This is a genomic window from Kitasatospora sp. NPDC088346 (assembly GCF_044740765.1).
Classification (GTDB): domain Bacteria; phylum Actinomycetota; class Actinomycetes; order Streptomycetales; family Streptomycetaceae; genus Kitasatospora.
Map to the genome: position 1 here is coordinate 251,713 of NZ_JBIURH010000007.1, position 20,975 is coordinate 272,687.

The 20,975-nt window shown below is 75.2% G+C and carries 15 protein-coding genes and 1 pseudogene; 8 read left to right on the forward strand and 8 right to left on the reverse strand.

The window, feature by feature from the left end; genetic code table 11:
• Positions 1–16 precede the first annotated feature (16 nt).
• Together ACIOFR_RS13210 and ACIOFR_RS13215 are read right to left on the reverse strand one after the other, a co-directional pair.
• Positions 17–3,493 carry an ATP-dependent helicase gene (locus ACIOFR_RS13210; protein WP_400995797.1) on the reverse strand — a complete coding sequence of 1,159 codons (3,477 nt, stop codon included), beginning with the start codon at positions 3,491–3,493 and terminating at the stop codon, positions 17–19.
• A gap of 152 nt (positions 3,494–3,645) precedes the next feature.
• The gene (locus tag ACIOFR_RS13215) at positions 3,646–3,990 is read right to left on the reverse strand and encodes an MGMT family protein (RefSeq protein WP_400995799.1); all 345 of its coding nucleotides are present in this window, start codon (positions 3,988–3,990) and stop codon (positions 3,646–3,648) included.
• Positions 3,991–4,133: 143 nt separating this feature from the next.
• Here ACIOFR_RS13215 and ACIOFR_RS13220 point away from each other — a divergent pair, with 143 nt between their 5' ends.
• On the forward strand, positions 4,134–6,797 hold the full coding sequence (locus ACIOFR_RS13220) for a flippase-like domain-containing protein (protein ID WP_400995801.1): 2,664 nt from the start codon (positions 4,134–4,136) through the stop codon (positions 6,795–6,797).
• 108 nt (positions 6,798–6,905) lie between these two features.
• On the opposite strand, the gene moeZ is transcribed toward ACIOFR_RS13220, so the two are convergent.
• The 5 genes from moeZ to ACIOFR_RS13245 form a co-directional block, all read right to left on the reverse strand.
• Positions 6,906–8,084 carry an adenylyltransferase/sulfurtransferase MoeZ gene (gene moeZ, locus ACIOFR_RS13225; protein WP_400995804.1) on the reverse strand — a complete coding sequence of 393 codons (1,179 nt, stop codon included), beginning with the start codon at positions 8,082–8,084 and terminating at the stop codon, positions 6,906–6,908.
• Between the two features lie 172 nt (positions 8,085–8,256).
• A complete protein-coding gene (locus ACIOFR_RS13230) occupies positions 8,257–9,207 on the reverse strand; it encodes an NAD-dependent epimerase/dehydratase family protein (RefSeq protein ID WP_400995806.1) in 951 nt (316 codons plus the stop codon).
• Between the two features lie 96 nt (positions 9,208–9,303).
• The gene (locus ACIOFR_RS13235) at positions 9,304–10,386 is read right to left on the reverse strand and encodes a hypothetical protein (RefSeq protein WP_400995808.1); all 1,083 of its coding nucleotides are present in this window, start codon (positions 10,384–10,386) and stop codon (positions 9,304–9,306) included.
• Entirely contained in the window at positions 10,386–12,026 is a 1,641-nt protein-coding gene (locus ACIOFR_RS13240) for a DUF3492 domain-containing protein (protein WP_400995811.1), read from the reverse strand. Before ACIOFR_RS13240 ends, ACIOFR_RS13235 begins: the two co-directional genes overlap by 1 nt.
• A gap of 345 nt (positions 12,027–12,371) precedes the next feature.
• Positions 12,372–13,280, reverse strand: a complete 909-nt coding sequence (locus ACIOFR_RS13245) for an alpha/beta fold hydrolase (protein WP_400995814.1) — start codon at positions 13,278–13,280, stop codon at positions 12,372–12,374.
• Between the two features lie 208 nt (positions 13,281–13,488).
• Between ACIOFR_RS13245 and ACIOFR_RS13250 the strand changes: the two genes are divergently transcribed.
• The 3 genes from ACIOFR_RS13250 (at position 13,489) to ACIOFR_RS13260 (ending at position 14,934) form a co-directional block, all read left to right on the forward strand.
• The gene (locus tag ACIOFR_RS13250) at positions 13,489–14,160 is read left to right on the forward strand and encodes a TetR/AcrR family transcriptional regulator (protein ID WP_400995816.1); all 672 of its coding nucleotides are present in this window, start codon (positions 13,489–13,491) and stop codon (positions 14,158–14,160) included.
• 122 nt (positions 14,161–14,282) lie between these two features.
• Complete coding sequence (locus tag ACIOFR_RS13255) at positions 14,283–14,510, forward strand: DUF3107 domain-containing protein (protein WP_371498943.1); 228 nt, start codon at positions 14,283–14,285, stop codon at positions 14,508–14,510.
• A gap of 139 nt (positions 14,511–14,649) precedes the next feature.
• Positions 14,650–14,934, forward strand: a complete 285-nt coding sequence (locus ACIOFR_RS13260) for a hypothetical protein (protein WP_400995820.1) — start codon at positions 14,650–14,652, stop codon at positions 14,932–14,934.
• 33 nt (positions 14,935–14,967) lie between these two features.
• Here ACIOFR_RS13260 and ACIOFR_RS13265 read toward each other — a convergent pair whose 3' ends face one another.
• Positions 14,968–15,720, reverse strand: a complete 753-nt coding sequence (locus ACIOFR_RS13265; protein WP_400995823.1) for a ferritin-like fold-containing protein — start codon at positions 15,718–15,720, stop codon at positions 14,968–14,970.
• A gap of 423 nt (positions 15,721–16,143) precedes the next feature.
• On the opposite strand from ACIOFR_RS13265, the pseudogene ACIOFR_RS13270 reads away from it, so the two are divergent.
• The 4 genes and pseudogenes from ACIOFR_RS13270 to ACIOFR_RS13285 form a co-directional block, all read left to right on the forward strand.
• A pseudogene (locus ACIOFR_RS13270) lies at positions 16,144–18,309 on the forward strand (DEAD/DEAH box helicase); the annotation flags it as partial.
• 175 nt (positions 18,310–18,484) lie between these two features.
• Positions 18,485–19,339: an alpha/beta fold hydrolase gene (locus ACIOFR_RS13275; protein WP_400995826.1), complete on the forward strand. Its 855-nt coding sequence runs from the start codon at positions 18,485–18,487 to the stop codon at positions 19,337–19,339.
• Between the two features lie 489 nt (positions 19,340–19,828).
• A complete protein-coding gene (locus tag ACIOFR_RS13280; RefSeq protein WP_400995829.1) occupies positions 19,829–19,975 on the forward strand; it encodes a hypothetical protein in 147 nt (48 codons plus the stop codon).
• A 270-nt stretch (positions 19,976–20,245) separates the two neighbouring features.
• Entirely contained in the window at positions 20,246–20,884 is a 639-nt protein-coding gene (locus ACIOFR_RS13285) for a DUF6758 family protein (RefSeq protein ID WP_371498937.1), read from the forward strand.
• The last annotated feature ends 91 nt before the right edge of the window (positions 20,885–20,975 follow it).

Consider the following 20,975-nt stretch of genomic DNA (forward strand, 5'->3'; position numbering starts at 1 on the left):
CCACCGACAGCGCGGGTCACTCGACCAGCTGGCGGCCGTCCCGCTGGGCGGAGCAGCTGGCGCGGAAGGAGCACCGGGCGCAGTTCTCGCCCGCGGTCGGCACGAAGCGCTCGGCCAGCACCCGGCCGGCCGCGTCGGCCAGCAGGTTCTCGATCCACGGCTCGCCGTCCGGCGGGCCCTGGTGCTGGACCTTCGGCCCCTCGGCGTCCCGCTTGGCGGGCTCCCGCAGGTGGACCAGCTCCGCGCCGCCGGCCGCGGCCCCCTCGGGGAAGCCGGGCAGCCCGTCGAGCGCGCCGTTGCGGACGGCCAGCTGGTAGACGGCCAGCTGCTTGTGCTCGGGCAACGACTTGTCGGTGGGGATCCGCTTGCCGGTCTTGAAGTCGACCACGTACGCGCGGCCCACCGCGTCCTGCTCGACCCGGTCCATCGAACCGCGGATCCGGACGGCGACCCCGCCGACGGTCAGGGTCAGGTCGAAGCCGTGCTCGGTGGCCACCGTGGTGCGGTCCCGCTCCAGGACGTGCCAGTGCAGGAAGCGCTCCAGGGCCGAGCGGGCCTCGGTCTTCTCCTGCTGGGACTTCCACGGCGCGTCGAACGCCAGCGCGTCCCAGACCGTGTCCAGCCGCTCCATCAGGACCGCGAGGTCCGCCGGGGTACGGCCGGAGCCGACCTCGTCGGCCAGCGCGTGCACCACGTTCCCGAAGCCCTGGGCGGCGGTGGTGGCGGTGGCCGCCTTCACGTCCTTGTCCAGGAACCACTGCAGGGCGCAGCTCTCCAGCTGTTCCAGCCCGCTGCCGGACAGCCGCACCGGCACCCCCGGCTCGCGCAGCGGCTCGGGGGCGGCGCTCTGGTCGAGCAGCCCCCACCAGCGGTCCGGGTGCGCGGCCGGCACCAGCGGCACGCCGTCCTCGTCGGCGGCGGCCGCCAGCAGCGCGAGCCGCTCGGCGGCGGCCTGCCGCAGCCCCGGCGCCGCCGCCGGGTCGACGGTGACCGCCCGCAGCTCGGCGACCAGCGCCGCCACCGACAGCGGCCGGCGCGGGCGGCCGGTGACGTCCTCGACGGTGACCTGCGGGGTCCGGGCGCGTACCCGTCCGGTCCGCGGGTCGAGCTCCTCGCGGTAGAGCTCGCGCAGGAAGCGGGACGGCTCGTCACCGTCCTCGGACTGGGCCCTGACCGCGGTGACGACCAGCCGTTCCTTCGCGCGGGTGGCGGCCACGTAGAACAGCCTGCGCTCCTCGCCGAGCAGCGCGGCCGGGGAGAGCGGCTCGGCCAGGCCGTCCCGGCCGATCCGGTCCGCCTCCAGCAGCGAGCCACGGCGGCGCAGGTCGGGCCACAGGCCCTCCTGCACCCCGGCCACCACGACCAACCGCCACTCCAGGCCCTTGGAGCGGTGCGCGGTCATCAGCCGGACGGCGTCCGGGCGCACGGCCCGGACCGTCAGGGTGTCGGCGGCGATGTCCTGGGCCTCCAGCTCGGCCAGCAGCTCGGCCGCGCCGCGGTGGCCGGCGACCTGCTCCTCGGCCCGGGCCGCGGTCTCGAACAGGGCGCACAGCGCGTCCAGGTCGCGGTCGGCGTTGCGGCCGCCCGCGCCGCCGCGCAGGGCGGCCCGCTCCAGCCGCTCCCGCCAGCGGCGGCTGCCGTCCCACAGCTCCCAGAGCGCCTCCTCCGCGCTGCCTCCGCCGGCCAGCAGCTCCCGGACCTTGCGCAGCAGCGTGCCCAGGTCGCGCGCCCGGCGGGCGTACAGCGGCTCCATCGCGACCAGCCGCTCCGGCTCGGCCAGCGCCTCGCGGATCAGCTCCCCGGCGGCGCGCGGCGCCCTCGGGACCGGCCCGCGGGCACCCTCACGCCGCTGGGCGGGGACGGCCGGGCGCGGCAGCCCCTCCCGCTCGGGCTCGGCGTCGTACTCAGGCTCGGGCTCGACCTCGTACTCCCGCTCGGGCTCGGCGTCGTACTCCGGCTCGGCCTCGGGCTCGACGAGGTCCCACGCGCCGTCCTCGGGCGCGTCGGCACCGCGCTCGGCCGCCCGGGCCGCCGCGCGCAGCGCGAGGCGCTCCTCCTCGCGCAGCGCCCGGCCGAGGCGCCGCAGGTCGGAGCCGTCCAGCCCACCGAGCGGGCCGGTGAGCAGGGCGTGGGCGAGCTCCACGGTGAGCGTCTCGACGGGCTCGGCGCAGACCCGCAGGGCCAGCAGCAGCGGGGTGACGGCCGGCTCCTCGCGCAGCGGCAGGTCGTCACCGTCGATCTCCAGCGGCACCCCGGCGGAGGTCAGCGCCCGGCGGACGCCCGGGATGGAGCGGGCGCCGGCCCGGACCAGCACCGCCATCTCGCCCCAGGGCACGCCGTCCTCCAGGTGCGCGCGACGCAGCAGGTCGGCGATGGTGTCCAGCTCGGTGCCGGGCGTCGGGCAGGTGTACACCTCGACGGCTCCGCCCTCCCGGGCGGGCAGCAGCGCGCGGTGCTGGGCGAGCTTGTCCGCCGGGAGCCGGCCCATCGGCATCCGGCGGGCCAGTTCCCGGGAGGCGGCGAGCAGCACGGCGCCGGAGCGGCGCGAGACCCGCAGCACCCTGACCTCGGCGGGCCCGCCGTCGGTCCGCCGGAAGGTCTGCGGGAAGTCGAGGATGCCGTTGATGTCGGCGCCGCGGAAGGCGTAGATCGACTGGTCGGGGTCGCCGACCGCGACCAGGTCCCGGCCGTCGCCGGCCAGCTGCCGCAGCAGCCGCACCTGGGACGGGTCGGTGTCCTGGTACTCGTCGACGAAGACCACCTCGTACCGCTGCCGCAGCTGCTCCCGCACCTCGGGGCGCTCGGCGAGCAGCACCGCGCGGTGCACCAGCTCGGCGTAGTCGAGCACCCCGCGCAGGTCCAGCACGTCCAGGTAGTCCGCGAGGAAGTGGGCGGCGGCGGCCCAGTCCGGGCGCTGCACGCCGTCGGCGAACCGGGACAGCTCCGCCTCGCCGAGGCCGAGCTCACGGCTGCGCGCGAGCACCGCTCGGACCTCGTCGGCGAACCCGCGGGTGGTCAGGCAGGCCCGCAGGTCGAGCGGCCAGCCGATCCGGCCGACACCCAGCCGGGCGTCCTCGGCGTCACCGGCCAGCAGCTCGCGGACCATCACGTCCTGCTCCGGGCCGGAGAGCAGGCGCAGCGGCTCGGCGTACTCCTCGGGACTCTGGTGGGCCCGCAGCAGCGCGTAGCAGAACGAGTGGAAGGTGGTCGCCTGCGGGGCGAGGCCGTTGCCGACCCGCGCGGTCATCCGGTCGCGCAGCTCCATCGCCGCCTTGCGGCTGAAGGTGAGGACCAGGATCCGTTCCGGGTCGGTGCCGTCGGCGATCCGGCGGGCGACGGCCTCCACCAGCGTGGTGGTCTTCCCCGTGCCGGGGCCGGCCAGGACCAGCAGCGGGCCCGAGGCGTGCTCGACCACCGCCTGCTGATACTGGTCCAGGACAGGCGGGGCGGGCTGGGCGAGCGGGTTGCGCACCAGGCGGAAAGGGGAGGTCAATGCGGTCCAGAACGGTCGTACTGCGGTGGTGCTTCGGTCAGCGTCGGGGCGGGCCGCGCCGGGCCCGCCCGTATCGAGCCTACGATCCTGCCCCGTCATTCCCGCCCGCGCACCCGGTTCGGCCGGATCGGGGGCGTGCCCGGGCGGGCGCGCTACCGGCCGTCCCAGCGGGCCTGCCGCAGGTCGACCCGCGGCTCGCCGGCCACCGCGCGCAGCGGGGTGCCCTCCGTCCGGTACTCCGGCAGCGCCCGGTGCTCGTGGCCCGGCAGCGGCCGCCCGTCGGCGCGGATCACCCGCCACCAGGGCACCGCCGCGCCGTACAGCGCCATCACCCGGCCGACCTGGCGCGGACCGCCCTGGCCCAGGTACTCGGCGACGTCCCCGTACGTCATGACCCGGCCGGGCGGGATCCGCTCGGTGAGGTCGAGCACGGCCTCGGCGAACGGCGGCAGGTCGTGCTCGGCGCCCGCAGGGTGGCGCTCGGTGGGCTCGCTCATCTGCCGCATTCTTCCGCATCCGGTCGATTTCGGGACCCCTCGCGGATGATCCGCCGCGCCCGATGCGCCCCCTGTCCAGCACCGGACGCCGCGGCATGGCAGCATCTTCGGGGCAGCGCGTGGTGATACAAGGACAAGACCAGATGACCGGGACGGCAGACGTGAACGTGGACAAGGGCTCGGACGAGTCCGCCACCGACGGTTCTGCGGGCCCCGAACACACCGAACCCGAGGCCGTCTCGCTGGACAAGGCCCCGGTCCCGCGCACCCCCCGGCAGGCCCGGCCGCAACCGGAGCCCGCGGGCGACGAGCCGGCCGCGCCGGAGCACGCCGAACACCGGCTGGCCGTCGACGAACCGCTGCTGCCGCCCCGCGCGCACCGCCCGTCCGACCTGCTCCGGTTCATCGCCGGGCTGCTCGGCATCGTCGCCGTCCTCGTGCTGGCCCAGGTCGCGGTCGCGACGACCACCGGCATCGAGAACGACATCGCGAACAACACCGACAAGGTCCCCAGCCTGCTCAGCACCATCGCCGCGCTGGTCTCCAGCGTGGCCGTGCTGGCCGTGCCGCTGGCCTTCGCGGTGGAACGGCTGATCAAACGGGACGGCCTGCGGGTCGCCGACGGCGTGCTCGCCTCGGTGCTCGCCTACGGGGTCTCGCTGGGCATCGACTGGTGGGTGGCGGCCGGCGCCCCCGGCACCGTCCGGGACGCCCTCACCCAGCTGCGGGACGCCTCCGGCGACACCCTCACCGACCCGGTGCACGGCTACCTGGCCCCGGTGATCGCCTACATGACGGCCGTCGGCATGTCGAGCCGCCCGCGCTGGCGGGTGGCGCTGTGGATAGTGGTCATCCTCAGCGGCACGACCGAGCTGATCAGCGGCTACACCACCCCGCTCTCCCTGCTGCTGACCGTCCTGATCGGCTGGTCCGTGGCGTACGGCACGCTGTACGCGATCGGCTCGCCCAACATCCGGCCGACCGGCAAGACCCTGCTGATCGGGCTCCGCAAGGTCGGCTTCACCCCGTCCGCCGCGCACCGCGCGCACGACGCCCCCGGCGACACCCGCCGCTACCTGGTCACCCAGCAGGACGGGCCGCTGCTCGACGTCCACATCATCGACCGCGAGCAGCAGGCCTCCGGGTTCTTCTACCGGGCCTGGCGGCGGCTGCGGCTGCGGTCGGTGGCCGTGCGGCGCAGCCCCCAGTCGCTGCGCCAGGCGCTGGAGCAGGAGGCGCTGATCGCGTACGCGGCCGCCGCCTCCGGCGCCCGTGCCCCGCAGCTGGTGGCCACCTCGGAGCTCGGCCCGGACGCGGCGATCCTGGTCTACCAGAACGTCTCCGGCCGGACGCTGGACGAGCTCACGCAGGAGGAGGTCACGGACGACGTGATGGCCTCCCTCTGGCAGTCGGTCGGGGCCCTGCACGAGCGGCGGATCGCGCACCGCCGCCTCACCGGCGAGTCGCTGCTGGTGATGGACGAGAAGACCGGCTGCCTGGTCAACCTCTCCGGGGGTGACATCGCGGCCGGCGACCTGACCCTGCGGATCGACGTCGCCCAGCTGCTCACCACCTTCGCGCTGCGGATCGGCCCGGAGCGGTCGGTGGCGGTGGCCACCCGGGTGCTCGGGCCGGAGCGGGTCGCGGCGGCGCTGCCGCTGCTCCAGCCGGTCGGGCTGAGCCGCTCGACCCGGGTCGACCTCCAGCGGATGACCAAGGAACGCAAGGCCGCCGCCCAGGCGCTGGCCCTGGAGCAGGTCGCCGCGGGCGAGCGGACCCAGGAGCAGGCCGAGGAGGACATCGCGGTGGCCGGCGAGGATCTGCTGAGCCGGATCCGCGGCCAGATCCTGCAGATCGCGCCCGAGGCGCCGATGGCTCCGGCGAAGCTGGAGCGGCTCAAGCCGAAGACGCTGATCATGGTCATCGCGCTGACCTTCGCGGCCTACCTCGCGCTGACCACCATCCAGCCGGGCCAGTTGAAGCTGTCCCAGATGAACTGGGCCTGGGCCTGCGCGGCGCTGCTCGCCTCGGCGGTGAGCTACGTCGCGGCGGCGATGAGCCTGACCGGTTTCGTGCCCGAGCGGCTGCCGTTCAAGCGGACGGTGGCGGCGCAGCTGGCCGGATCGTTCGTCAAGCTGGTGGCGCCCGCGGCGATCGGCGGGATCGCGCTCAACACCCGCTACCTGCAGAAGGCCGGGATCCGTCCCGGTCAGGCGGTGGCCAGCGTCGGCGCCTCCCAGCTGGCCGGTCTGGGCGGGCACCTGCTGCTGCTGTTCGGCTTCGGTCTGATCACCGGCAGCCAGACCAACGGGGACCTGGGCGCCTCCCGGGCGGTGATCATCGGGGTGCTGACGGCCGCCGTGCTGGCCCTGGTGGTGGCCGCGGTCGCGCCGCTGCGGCGGTTCGTGGTGACCAGGGTCCGGTCGCTGTTCTTCGGCGTGGTGCCGCGGATGCTGGACCTGATGCAGACCCCGTCCAAGCTGGTCAGCGGCTTCGGCGGGATCCTGCTGCTGACCCTGAGCTTCACCTCCTGCCTCTACGCCTCGGTGCAGGCGTTCGGCGGGTCGATGACCTTCTCGGCGGTGGCCGTGGTCTTCCTGACGGCCAACGCGGCCGGTTCGGCGATCCCCACCCCGGGCGGCATCGGGCCGGTCGAGATCGCCCTGATCGGCGCCCTGACGGTGGGCAACGTGCCGCCCTCGGCGGCCACCCCCGCCGTCTTCCTGTACCGGCTGCTGACCTTCTGGCTGCCGGTACTGCCGGGCTGGATCTCCTACAACGTGCTGCAGCGCAGGAACGCACTCTGACCGGCGCCGCAGCCGCGGCGCGGACGGCGAAAGGGCCGCCGCCTCCCGAGGGAGGCGGCGGCCCTTTCGCACGCCCGAGGGCTTGTCGGACAAGCCCTGGTACTCCGGCTAGTACACCGGCTTGTGCGGCTCGACCTGGTTGACCCAGCCGATCACACCGCCGCCCAGGTGGACGGCGTCGCCGAAGCCGGCCGACTTGAGGACGGCCAGCACCTCGGCCGAGCGCACGCCCGTCTTGCAGTGCAGCACGATCTTCTTGTCCTGCGGCATCTTCTCCAGCGCGGTGCCCATCAGGAACTCGTTCTTCGGGATCAGCGTCGCGCCCGGGATCGAGACGATCTCGTACTCGTTGGGCTCGCGGACGTCGATCAGGAAGATGTCCTCGTCCTCGTCCAGCCACTCCTTGAGCTGCTTGGAGGTGATGGTCGCGCCCTGGGCCGCGGCCTGGGCCTCCTCCGAGACGACGCCGCAGAAGGCCTCGTAGTCGATCAGCTCGGTGACGGTCGGGTTCTCGCCGCAGAGCGCGCAGTTCGGGTCCTTGCGGACCTTGACCTGGCGGTAGTTCATCTCCAGGGCGTCGTAGATCATCAGCCGGCCGACCAGCGGCTCGCCGACCCCGGCCAGCAGCTTGATCGCCTCGGTGACCTGGATCGAGCCGATGGACGCGCAGAGCACGCCCAGCACGCCGCCCTCGGCGCAGGACGGGACCATGCCCGGCGGCGGGGCCTCCGGGTAGAGGCAGCGGTAGCAGGGGCCGTGGTCGGCCCAGAACACGCTGGCCTGGCCGTCGAAGCGGTAGATCGAGCCCCACACGTACGGCTTGCCGAGCAGCACCGCGGCGTCGTTCACCAGGTACCGGGTGGCGAAGTTGTCCGTGCCGTCCACGATCAGGTCGTAGCCGGCGAAGATCTCCATCACGTTGGAGTTGTCGAGGCGGTCCTCGTGCAGGATCACGTCGACGTAGGGGTTGATCTCCTTGACCGAGTCACGGGCGGACTCGGCCTTGGAGCGCCCGATGTCGGACTGGCCGTGGATGATCTGGCGCTGCAGGTTGGACTCGTCGACGGTGTCGAACTCGACGATGCCGAGCGTGCCGACACCGGCCGCGGCCAGGTACATCAGCGCGGGGGAACCGAGGCCGCCGGCGCCGACACAGAGCACCTTGGCGTTCTTGAGCCGCTTCTGCCCGTCCATGCCCACGTCGGGGATGATCAGGTGGCGGGAGTACCTGCGGACCTCGTCGACGGTGAGCTCGGCGGCCGGCTCGACCAGGGGTGGCAGCGACACGGAAACTCCGATGGTCGTCAGTTCGGTATTGCCTACGCCAACAGTGTCACGTGCCCCCGGTATTCCGAGACAGCATGTCCGATGGGCGAGACACCCGGCACCGGATCGTGGGACCGTCCCGGCCGCCCGCGACCGGCCCCAACAGGCCTGCGGCGGCGGGCGGTCGGAGCCCTCAGACCCGGCAGGCGGTCTCCAGCCAGACGTCACCGAGCGACTCCTCCAACGGCACCTGCGTCCGCCAGCCGAGACGGTCCCGGGCGGTCCGGACGTCGGCCTGCCGCCAGGCCACCGGCTCCGGCACCGGGCGCGGCTCCGCCCCCCGGAAGCCGTCCCCGGCCGGGCCCGCCTGCGCGGGCAGGTACACCGCCCGGCCGGCGTCCTCCGCGAGCGAGCCCTCGAACCCCGAGGCCCGGACCAGCAGGTGGGCGGCCTCCCGGGCCCGGACGGCGTGCCCGCTGCCGATGTTGATCACACCGGTGGCGGCCGACACCGCCGCGGACTGGATCGCCCGGGCCACGTCCCGCACGTCCACGAAGTCCCGGTACCCCGACAGGTCCGGCATCCGGATCTGCAGTTCGTCCTGCTCCAGCGCCCGCCGCAGTCCCTCGGCCAGCCGCCCGAACAGCGAGGCCGTCGGCGAACCGGGCCCCACCACGTCGAAGATCCTCAGCACCAGGGCGTCCAGCCCCGAGGCCAGCACCAGCTCCGTCCCGGCCAGCTTGGACACCCCGTACGGGCCGACCGGTCGGGGCTCCGCCGTCTCCGGGATCGGACCGCCCGGCTGCACCGGCCCGTACTCGGCGGCCGACCCGACGTGCACCAGCCGGGCCGGCTCCCGGCTGCGCCGGATGGCCTCGCAGACGGTGGCGACGGCCAGCGTGTTCGCCTGGATCAGCAACCGCGAGGTGCCGTACGTCGCCCCGGCGCAGTTGACCACCACCTGGGGCGCCACCGCGTCCAGGAACCGGGCCAGCGCGCCCGGGCTGCCCGCCGTCAGGTCGAACCGGATGTCGGCCGAGTCCCGTCGGCCGAGCACCGTGACCTGCATGCCCGGATCGGCCAGCAGACGCTCGGCGACCCGGCGGCCGATAAAACCGTCGGCGCCCAACAGCAGCACCCTCATCGGGGGTGTCCTTCCATGAAGCCCCGGGCACGGACGCCCGGGGCGGGTTGTCTCGACAGGACGGTCGACCGCGGCACGGCGACCGGGGCCACCCGGTCAGCCACCGGGCGGCCCGAGGACCGCCCGGTACGCACCGGGACGGCCGAACAGCGACCAGGCGTACGGCAGCAGCAGCGCCGCCGCCCCGCCGCAGGCCAGCAGCCGCGCTCCGGCGGCGCCCAGCTGGGGCAGCAGCACGCCGAGCACCGGCGCGGCCACCCCGGCCGCCACCGGCAGCCAGACGGCCGGCACCGGACGCCCGCCGACGGCCAGCGCCGTGACCAGCACCAGCAGCAGGGCGACGGCGGCCTGCCCGGCCCACTGCGCGGGGCCCGCCCGCAGCGCGGCCTCGTACAGCACGCCTCCGGCCGGCCCCGGCCGGGGCACCCCGGCGCCCACCACGGCCAGCCCGGCGAAGGTCAACACCCCGAGCACCGCCAGGTGCAGCAGCACGGCGACCGGCAGCACCGGGCGCATCCGGGCCCGGAACTCCGCGAGGGTGACGGCCGAGCCGAGGTGGCCCCGGCCGGTCCGCAGCAGCCAGCGCGCCGACCAGCCGGCCGGACCGAGCCCCAGCACCGCGACCGCCGCCAGCAGCCCGTCCACCGCGCGCGTCCCGGGCAGCACCGCCGGCGCGAGCAGCAGGGCGAGCCCCAGCCCGTACCCGCAGCGCGGGGCCGCGCCGCCCACCGGCGCGGCCCGGGCCAGCGGGACGGCCGCGAGCAGCAGCAGACCGAGCAACGCCACCCCGCCGAGCGGTGGCAGCACCAGGCCGAGGCCGAGCAGCAACCCGGCCGGCAGCCCGTGCCGTACCGCGCCCTCCAGGGCCCGGGCCACCCCGCGCGGCCACGGCTCGGGCCGCTCCGGCGGGCCCGGTGGCGGCGGGCGGCGCGGAACCCTGGCGTAGAGCTCCTCGGCCAGTCCGAAGACGTCGGCGTGACGGTAGTGGCCGGCCGTCCCGGCCCCGATGCCGGAGTCCTCCAGCGCGGCGGCGATCTCCAGCGCGTCCACGGCCTGCTCGCAGACCTCGCGGTGCCGGGAGAGCAGCTCCCGGACCGGGTCGGCGGGCGGCGGCCCGGCCCGGTCGCCGGCTCCCGACCGCTCCGCGTCCTCGTCCGGATGTGGCCCGCGCCCGGACATCAGACCGCCTCGGCCAGGGTGCCCGGCGCCGGGGCGCCCTGACCGGCGACCCCGCCACCGGCGAGGTCCGCCGACGGGCCGGCGGCGGGCGGGCCGGGCCGCACCGCCCCGGCCACCCAGTACTCGGCGGGGCGGGCGAAGGGCTGCAGCCGCTCGCCCGCGGGGAAGGCCGGCCACCGGGAGACCAGCTCCAGGTAGATCTCCCGGAACGCGGTGACCACCGGTTCCACCGCGAACCGTTCCTGCGCGCGCAGCCGGCCCGCCAGGCCGAGTCTGGAGCGCCGTTCCTCGTCGCCGAGCAGGGCCAGGCAGGCGCCGGCCAGCGCCATCGGGCTGCGCGGCGGCACCAGCAGGCCGGTCGGCCCGAGCACCTCGCGGGCCACCCCGACGTCGGTGGCGACCACCGCGCGCCCGCTGAGCATCGCGTCGGCCAGCAGCCGCGGGCTGCGTTGCGCCAGCGCCGAGAAGACCACCAGCCGGCCGGCCGACCAGGCCTCGGCCGGGGCGGCGGGCCGCCCTTCGAAGGCGACCGCCGCGGCGATGCCGAGCCGCTCGGCGATGGCGGCGCAGTGTGCGCGGTACCCGGGGACGCCCTCCTCCCCGTACATCCGCAGCCGAGCCGCGGGCAGCTCCTCCCGGATCCGGGCGAAGGCGTGCAGCATCAGCTCCGGGTCCCGCCCGGGCTCCAGCGCGCCGGCCCACACCAGGACGGGCTCCTCCGGCTCGGCCCCGGCGGCCTCCCGGGCCACCGCGGGGGTGCCCTCGTGGACCACCCTGGTCCGGGCCGGGTCGGCCCCGCAGCGCTGCTGCCACTGCTGGTCGTAGGCGCTGCCGGGGGTGAGCACGGCGGCCTGCCGGTAGGTCTCCTCGGCGAGCTGCCGGAAGAAGGACAGCAGCAGTGCCCGGACCGGCCAGCGGTAGGGCGCGGTGCGGTAGCTGCGGTACTGCTCGCGCAGGTGCAGGCCGTGCTCGGTGACCAGGAAGGGGATGCCGTGCAGCTGCTTGGTGACCAGGGCGGGCAGCGCCGCCGGGCCGCCGCCGACGACGTGGCACAGGTCGGCCGAGCCGATCCCGTCCGGCCCGGTGCCGTACCAGTCGGCCGCCAGCGGGCGCAGGCACTGCTCCAGCAGGTCCGCCGCGACCAGGACGTCCCGGACCAGCGGCTGGCCGGCCGCGGTGTCCGCCCCCGGAGAGCGCCAGACCGTCTCCAGCACCCGCAGGGCGTGGCTGGAGGCGAGGAAGGCGGACAGGGCGCCGTCCGCCCGGGTCAGCTCGGCGAGGCGGTACAGGCCCGGCCCGAAGGACGCCCGCTCCCCCGGCAGCACCAGGGCGCGGACCAGCTGCTCGTAGGCGCTGCGGTAGAGCCGCCGGCGGTGGGCCGAGGGCCCGCGGCCGGCCGGCCGACGGCCCCACATCGGCAGCTCGTGCACGGCCGACAGCCCGCGCACCGGCGGCCGCCCGGGCCCCGGCCCGCCCGGGTCGGCCGGCCCGCCCGCCTCGCCCGGGTCGGCCCGCTCGCCGCGGGCCAGCAGGTACAGCTGGAACTCGTGCTCGACCAGCCCGTCGGCCAGCCGGCCGCACCAGGCGCCGCCACGCTGAGTGTTCGAATATGTGCCCTCGGTGAGCAGAGCGATGCGCACGACGCCTCCAGAGCAGAGCGTTCGACCTGGGTTCAACGACTACGACACAGGGAGCCTGATCAACCAGTGACACCAATGCTCAGAAAGGCGGCGGCCCGGGCGGGGCCGCCGCCACTCCCCGTGGCCACGGCACCCGGCTCCGCCGTGCGGCCGCCGCACAACCCGGCGGCCGCTGCTCCCCCCACACCTGTTCGGTCTGACAGCACGAAGGTAGAACGAGCAAGGCGCATCTCCTCGCTCACCTGCCTGGTTGCCACCTGAACGAGTGAACCGGCGTGACCAGGGAGGTTCTCCGGCGTTCAGCCCTCCCCGGTGCCCGCCGCCGGCCGGGGGCGGGCACCGCCCTCAGACCTCCGCGAGGAACTCCCGGACGGCCCTGGCCACCCGCTCCGGGTGTTCCATCATCGCCACGTGCCCCGAGTCCGGCAGCACCAGCAGCCGGGCGTCCGCGAAGGCCTCGCAGGCCCGCTTCGCGGAGCGGTACGACACCAGCCTGTCCTTCATGCCGTACACCAGCAGCACCGGCACCCGCACCTGCGCGGCCTGCCGCCACAGCGACTGGTCGCCGCGCTCGGTGTAGGCCGTGACCACCCCGCGCGCCGAGCCGGCCATCACCTGCAGCGCGTACGGCAGCGCCATCCGCCGCCGGTACTCGGCCACCGCGCGGTCCCGCCGGTCGGCCGGTATGGCCGACGGGTCCGCGTACACCAGCCGCAGCAGGCTGTCGGTGGCCGCCTCGACGCTGCGGCGGCGGTCCGGGGCCCGGCCGAGCAGCGCGGGCAGCCCGGGCACCGCGAGCAGGCCGGTCGGCCACGCGCTGCGCTGCGGGGGCAGCTCCGGCAGCGCCGGGGAGATCAGCGTCAGGCTGCGGACGAGGTCGGGTCGCACGGCGGCCACCCGGACCGACACGGCGCCGCCCAGCGAGTTGCCGAACAGGTGGACCGGCCCGCGGCCGGACTGCTCCAGGTACCCGATCACGGCCCGGGCGTGACCGGAGACCGAGAGGTTGCCGTCCGAGGGCGGCGCGGACCAGCCGAAGCCGGGCAGGTCCACGGCCTCGCCCGCGACCAGGCCGTCCAGCTCGGTCATCAGCTCGGCCCAGTTGTCGGCGGAGCCGCCGAGCCCGTGCACGTACAGCGCGGCCGGCAGCCCGTCCCGGGCCCCGTCGAGCGGGCCGCGGACGGCCAGCTCGGCGCCCGGCACCCGCACGGTTCGGAACGATTCGGACTCGGACCCCAGCTGATCAGCACTCATGGAGCACGATGGTAGTAAGCAGATACCCGGCACCACCGGCCACCGGGGCGGATCTCACCCTGTGGACAGCCCGGGTCCGGACCGTATTGTGGGCTCCCGACAAGGCTGTTTCTGCGTTTTACTCGGCACCACCGGGAGCAGACCTGGTTACCGAAAAGTAGAATCAATGGCCCTGCCAGCCATGTCCGACCGTGAAGTGAGGAGCGCCGTGACGGCCATCCAGGAGGCGCAGGAGCGCCCGCGCGGTGCTCGCCTGCCGCGAAGCGCCCGCCGTGAACAACTGCTCGGTGCCGCGCAGGAGGTGTTCGTCGCCCAGGGGTACCACTCTGCGGCCATGGACGACATCGCCGACCGCGCCGGAGTCAGCAAGCCGGTGCTGTACCAGCACTTCCCGGGCAAGCTGGAGCTCTACCTCGCGCTCCTCGACAAGCACTGCGACGCCCTGGTCGACGCCACCCGCGAGGCCCTCGCCGCGACCAACGACAACAAGCTGCGGGTCGCCGCGACCATGGAGGCGTACTTCCACTACGTCTCCAGCGAGTCCGGCGCCTTCCGGCTGGTCTTCGAGTCGGACCTGACCAACGAGCCCGCCGTGCGCGAGCGGGTGGAGCGGGCCAGCGACCTCAGCGCCACCCTGGTCAGCACGGTGATCGCCGAGGACACCGACCTGCCCGAAGCGGAGGCCAAGCTGCTGGCCGTCGGTGTCTGCGGCCTGGCCCAGATCACCGCCCGCTACTGGCTCTCGCAGGGGCAGGAGATCCCCCGCGACGAGGCGGTCCGGCTGGTCGCCAGCCTGGCCTGGCGCGGTCTCAAGGGCTTCCCGATGCACCCGCAGGAGCCCGGCGCCGAGGGCGAGGACGAGGAGTCCGCGGACAGCTGATCAGCAGACCTTCGCCGCACGGCCCGGACCGTGCTCTATGGTGAAGCCGTACGGCGCAAGGACCGCGGACACCTGTTCGAGGTGGTGCGCATGGCTGTTGCAACCCCGGAGGGATGGAAGCCGTGGAGGTCAAGATCGGCGTGCAGAACGCGCCCCGCGACATCGTGATCGAGAGCTCGCTGAGCGCTGACGAGGTCGCGAGCGCCGTCGCCAAGGCGCTGGAGGGCACCGAGAAGCTCCTCTCCCTCACCGACGAGCACGGCCGTCGCGTCCTCGTCCCGGCCGAGCGTCTGGCGTACGTGGAGATCGGCGAGCCGGCCGCCCGCAAGGTGGGCTTCGGCACCCTCTGAGGCGCCCGAGTCGAACGGCGGTGTCCCGCTCCCTCCCCGGAGGGACGGGACACCGCCGTTTTCGCGCCCGGCGCGTACCGGCGGCACCCGCCGGGTATGGCGAGGGGACGGCACCCATCGCACCCCCGGGAGGCAGCCCGTGTACCTGGAGACGATCGCCTACGCCCTGATCGGCCTCACCGTCGGCCTCGGCGCACCGCTGCTGCGCCCGGGGTACTTCCCGGCCGGCCGGGGCCTGACCGTCGCGACGGCCCTGGTGGCCGCCCTGCTCGGCGGCCTGATCGCCCGCTACGCCTTCGACGGGCAGCAGGCGGCCGCGGCGCTGGTGATCTCCGTGGTCAGCTCGGTGCTGCTGGTCTCGGTGCTGGCCCGGCCGGACCAGGCCCGCCGGCGCGGCGGCCACCGCCGGCACCGGCACGCCTGAGCGGGCGCTCCCGGCCGGTCCGCCGGGGCCGGGTCAGGAGGCGAGGCCCAGGGCCGCCATCCGCCGGGTGTGCGCCTCGGTGATCCGGTTGAACATCTTGCCGACCTCGACCAGGTCGAAGCCCTTCACCTGGGCGCCCCCGACCAGCAGGTTGGACAGCGCGTCGCGCTCGGCGACCACCCGCTGGGCCTGGCTGAGCGCCTCGCCCATCAGCCGGCGGCCCCAGAGCGCCAGCCGCCCGCCGACCCGGGGGTCGTCCTCGATCGCCTGCCGGACCCGGTCCACGGCGAACGCCGCGTGGCCGGTCTCGGCCATCACCCGGAGCACCAGGTCACGGGTGTCGTCGTCGAGGCGGACGGCCACCTCGCGGTAGAAGTCGGTCGCGATGGCGTCGCCGACGTAGGCCTTGACCAGGCCCTCCAGCCAGTCCGACGGCGCGGTCAGCCGGTGGAAGGCCTCCAGCGGCTCGACGAACGGCGTCATCACCTCGGTCGGGTCGGCGCCGACCTCGGCGATCCGGTCGTTCAGCAGCTGGTAGTGCTGGAACTCCGCCGACGCCATCCGGGCCAGCGCCGCCTTGTCGACCAGGCCCGGGGCGAACTTGGCGTCCTCGGCCAGCCGCTCGAAGGCGCTCAGCTCGCCGTACGCGAGCGCGCCGAGCAGGTCGAGCACGGCGGCCCGGTAGCCCGGCTCGGCCGCGCAGGTCGCCCAGTCGCCGATCGATTCGGCGTCGGCCGGGATGGTCGCTTCGGTCGGGGTGCCCTCGCCGGGTTCCTGAGTCTCCATGGCACGTCACCTTAGACCGCCGCGGGCCCGTCGGCGGCCCCGCCGGGCCCCCGCCCACCGGCCGGGTAAGGCGCGTCACGTGTTCGAGTCGGCGCTGGACTGTATGGTGGTAGTGAGGCCTGGTGTACTCGCGCGGCCCGTCCCTCCAGGACAGGCCGCGCAGACGTGCTCCGTACGGAGTCAGGCCCTCACGTACGCGGATGCCCGGTCGGAGACCCGATCGGCTCCGACCTTGGCCTGGACTTCGGGCCTTGGCACCGCATCAGTGGCCGAGCGAGGGCCGCCGCGGACCGCGCCGCACGGCGCAGGTCCCGCGCCGTCCCCTCACGGGAATCCTCCCCCACGCCGCCGGACCACGCGCCCTTCACCGGGTCGCGCGGGTCAGCAGGCGGCAGGGACCGGCGCGGTGTGCGACCCACAGCTGTGACGCGCGGCCCTTCACCGGGCCCGGCGCAGCGGTGTGGGCCGCCCGCCGCTCTCTCGCTCTCGGCCCCCGCATATGGAAGAGGCAGCACCCTGTCCACCACCGCTGAACCCACCAAGACCACCTTCCGGGACCTGGGGATCCTCCCGGAGACCGCCGAGGCCCTGGAGGCCGTCGGCATCATCCACCCGTTCCCCATCCAGGAGATGACCCTCCCGGTCGCGCTGACCGGGCACGACGTCATCGGCCAGGCCAAGACCGGCACCGGCAAGACCCTCGGCTTCGGCCTCCCGCTGATCGAGCGGGTCGTCGTCCGCGCCGACGTCGACGCCGGCCGGGCCACCGAGGACCAGCTCTCCGACGGCCCCCAGGCGCTCATCGTCGTCCCGACCCGCGAGCTCTGCACCCAGGTCACCAACGACCTGCAGACCGCGGGCAAGGTCCGCGACGTCCGGGTGCTCGCCATCTACGGCGGCCGGGCGTACGAGCCGCAGGTCGAGGCGCTGCGCAAGGGCGTCGACATCATCGTCGGCACCCCGGGCCGGCTGCTCGACCTGGCCGGCCAGCGCAAGCTGGACCTCTCGCAGGTCCGCGCGCTGGTGCTGGACGAGGCCGACGAGATGCTCGACCTCGGCTTCCTGCCGGACGTCGAGAAGATCATCACGATGCTGCCCGCCAAGCGGCAGACCCTGCTGTTCTCGGCCACCATGCCGGGCCAGGTGATCAGCCTCGCCCGCCGGTACATGAGCCAGCCGACCCACATCCGGGCGGCGGCGCCGGACGACACCGGCCACACCGTGGCCAACATCGCCCAGCACGTCTTCCGGGCGCACTCGCTCGACAAGGTCGAGATGGTCTCGCGGATCATGCAGGCCGAGGGCCGCGGCCTCGCGATGATCTTCTGCCGCACCAAGCGCACCGCGGCCGACGTCTCCGAGCAGCTGACCAAGCGCGGCTTCGCGGCCGGCGCCGTCCACGGCGACCTCGGCCAGGGCGCCCGCGAGCAGGCCCTGCGGGCCTTCCGCAGCGGCAAGGTCGACGTGCTCGTCTGCACCGACGTCGCGGCCCGCGGCATCGACGTCGAGGGCGTCACGCACGTCATCAACTACCAGTGCCCCGAGGACGAGAAGACCTACCTGCACCGCATCGGCCGCACCGGCCGGGCCGGCGCCTACGGCACCGCGGTCACCCTGGTCGACTGGGACGACATCCCGCGCTGGCAGCTGATCAACAAGGCGCTGGACCTCAAGTTCCCGGAGCCGGAGGAGACCTACTCCACCTCCGCCCACCTCTACGAGCTGCTGAAGATCACCCCGGGCACCACCGGCGTGCTGCCGCGCTCCGAGCGCACCCGGGCCGGCCTGAACGCCGAGGAGGTCGAGGACCTCGGCGAGACCGGCGGTCGCGGCTCCCGCGGCGGCAACGCCGGCGGCGGCCGTTCGCGCGGCGGCCGCGGCAGCGGCCCGGCGGTCGCGGCCCCCGAGCCGGAGGCCGCCGAGCGCCCCGCGCGCCGGCAGCGGGAGCGTCGCCGCACCCGCGGCGGCGCCCGTCCCGCCGAGGAGGTCGCCGGTGCGGCCGTGGTCGAGACCGCGCCCGCCGCCGTCGAGGCCGCTCCGGTCGCCGACGCCCCGGCCGCCGCGGTCGAGGCCGCCCCGGCCCCGCGCCGGACCCGCACCCGTACCCGTAAGACCGCGGAGCCGGTCGTCGAGGCCGTCGCCGCCGTCGCGGTCGAGGTCCCGGCCTCGGCCGCCCCGGCCGCCGAGGCCCCGGCCGAGACGGTCGCGGCCCCGCGCCGCACCCGGGCCCGCAAGGCCGCCGTGGCCGTCGTCGAGGCGGCCGAGGCCGTCGTCGACGCGGCGGCCGCCGAGGTCGCGGCCGCCGAGGTCGAGGCCGCCCCGCGCCGCCGGACCCGCGCCCGCAAGGCCGCGGAGCCGAAGGCCGCGGTGGAGACCCCGACCGAGGCCGCTCCCGCCGCCGAGGCCGCTCCCGCCGCGGAGGCCCCGGCCCCGCGCCGCACCAGGGCCCGCAAGACGGCGGCCGCCGCGCCGGCCGCTGAGGCCGTCGTGAGCATCCCCGCCCAGGACGGCGAGCCCGCCGGGGCCGCGGCCCCGCGCCGCCGCACCCGCGCCCGCAAGGCCGCGGAGCCGGTCGAGGTCACGCCGGAGGGCTGAGCCGCACGTGGCACACCGCCCGGGCGGGCCGGATCACCTCTGATCCGGCCCGCCCGGCGGCTTTCGCCCGCCGGGTGCGTCAGGTGCGCCCGGGCCCCGGCCCCGCAGGCCCTAAGCTCGGAACCCCGTCCGGCCCCGCAGGAACCCGCACCGACAGGAGCCCGCACCGATGAGCACCCCGCCGTTCCTGACCCTGCCCGGGTGCGCCCGGGCCCTGCGGCTGCCCACCGCACGTGGGGAGTTCGCCGCACTGCTGGCCGAACCGGCCGGCCAGGCCCGGGGCACGGCCCTGCTGGTGCCCGGCTTCACCGGCAGCAAGGAGGACTTCATCGCCCTCCTGGAGCCGCTCGCCGGGGCCGGCTACCGGGTCGCGGCGATCGACCAGCGCGGCCAGTACGAGACCGGCGGCCCGGCCGACCCGGACGCCTACGCGGTGGCCGAGCTGGGCCGGGACGTGCAGGCGCTCACCGCCGCCCTGGCCGACGGCGGACCGCTGCACCTGCTGGGCCACTCCTTCGGCGGCCAGGTGGTCCGGGAGGCCGTCCTGGCGGCCGAGGGCGGACCGCTGCCCTGGGCCTCGCTCACCCTGCTGTCGACCGGGCCGGGCGCCATCGACCCGGCCGAGGCCGCCCGCACCAAGCTCCTGGTGGACGCGCTGGCCACCATGGAGCTGGAGCCGATCTGGCAGGTCATGCAGCAGATGGAGAAGGCCCAGAGCGCCCCGCAGCGCCCGGAGATCGCCGACTTCCTGCACCGCCGCTGGCTGGCCAACGTCCCGCAGGCGCTGGCCACCACGGGCGCCCACCTGATCTCGGCGCCGGACCGGGTGGCCGAGCTGGCCGCCGTGGAACTGCCCACACTGGTCCTCTCCGGGGTCCAGGACTACGCCTGGCCGGTGGACGAGCAGGCCGCGATGGCCCGGCGACTGGGTGCCCGGTACGTCCCGGTCGAGGGCGCGGGGCACTCCCCCAACGCCGAGCGGCCCGCCGCGACGGCCGCCGCGCTGGCGGCGTTCTGGGGCTGAGCCCCCAGCGCCCGACTCGACCGCACCCGGCCCACACCTACACCCCGACCCGCCCCCGGGGCCCCCACCCCTACCCACACCCCGCGCGCCCGGGCCCCGGGCCGCACCTGCACCCGCACCCGCACCCGCACCCGCCACGGCGGACCCCGCCGGTCCGACACAATCCACGCGACAAAAGTCGTTAGCTCGGGTAATATTTGATTCTGTCCGGGAATGAGTATGCCCGCCCACCCCGTTGGCCGATCCGAGACCTCAACGACGAGAGTCACCCGAAACCGGGACTTTACGGACAGGCAACCGTTTGGAAGCACCGGCCGTGCACCGTGGTCACTGAGGCCACAGCTCCACGGCCGGCGCCTCCGGAGCACCACTGCCGACGGGGGAGCGATGCGGGCACCGACAGCACCGACCGGACGACCGAACCAGCCAGGGCCGAGCCGGCCCCAGCAATCGACGCCCCGTACCCCGGGGCCGGGAAGGGAGAGGCCCATGCGCTTCGAGATCCTCCGACTGGACGACGCCCGCGGCGACGCCACCGACCGCCTGATCGCCGACGCCGAGACCGTCGGCGAGTACGTGAGGGCCGCCGCGCTGACCGGCGAGCGCCTCTACATCAGACCGTGCAAGGCGATCTGAGCGGCGCCGGACCGGCCAGGGCCGCGTCCGACGTTCCGATACCCGACTGACGCCCCGTCCTCCCCACCGGTGGATGACGGGGCGTCAGTGTGTCGGCGCACCGCCCCGACCAGCCGGTTGTTTGGCACCACGGCCCGCGGGACATGCCCTACCGAGGCCGCACCCGCCGTCGGCCGCACCCCGCCGGTCGTGCGAGGCAGCCCGCGCGACGCACCACGTACGGGTGACCGTCCTTGACGCGGCGGACCGGAGGGAGGACCGTTGTCGGCTATGAGGGGCGAGCCAAGCTGCCCGAGGTGCGCCGGTCGGGTCCGCGCCCCAGGCCTGTTCTCCGACACCTGGCAGTGCGACCAGCACGGCGCCGTGCACCCGATGCAGCCGGTGCTGCCCCCGAGCGTGGAGGCACTGGGCGTCGCAGTCGCCCGCTCCCAGGTCCCGGTCTGGCTGCCGTGGCCGCTGCCGGTCGGCTGGCTCTTCACCGGCATCTCGCACGCGGGGGACGACCTCTCGGGCGCCCGGGCCACCGCGGTGGCCTGTTCGGGCCCGGCACCGCTCGGCGGCTTCGGCGAGCTCATCCTGGTCGCGGAGGAGCTGGGCGTCGGCCTCGGCGCGCGGTACGCGGGCCTGCCCGGCCCGGACCCGGGTGACTCCGTCTCGCTCTACAAGCCCGCCGACGCCAAGCTGATGGCGGCCGGCCGGCCCACCCCGATGTTCCACGTGCCCGAGGCCCCGCCGGACCGCGCGGTGTACGTCGGCGAGGCCCGCGGTCTGTGGCTCTGGGCGATCGCCTGGCCCGAGCAGTCCGCGCTGCTGATGCACGACGAGCTGGTCCTCACCGACCTGCGGGACGCGGGCGCCGAGCTCGGCCTGCTGCCCTGCGGCGCCCTCTCCCCGCGGCTGCTCGGCTAGAAGGCTCGTGAAGATCTTGCTGAGGGGCTGTCTGGCTGCGGGCCGGGCGGCCCCTTCTGGTTATGCGCTGGCGGGGGTGAGGTGCCAGGTG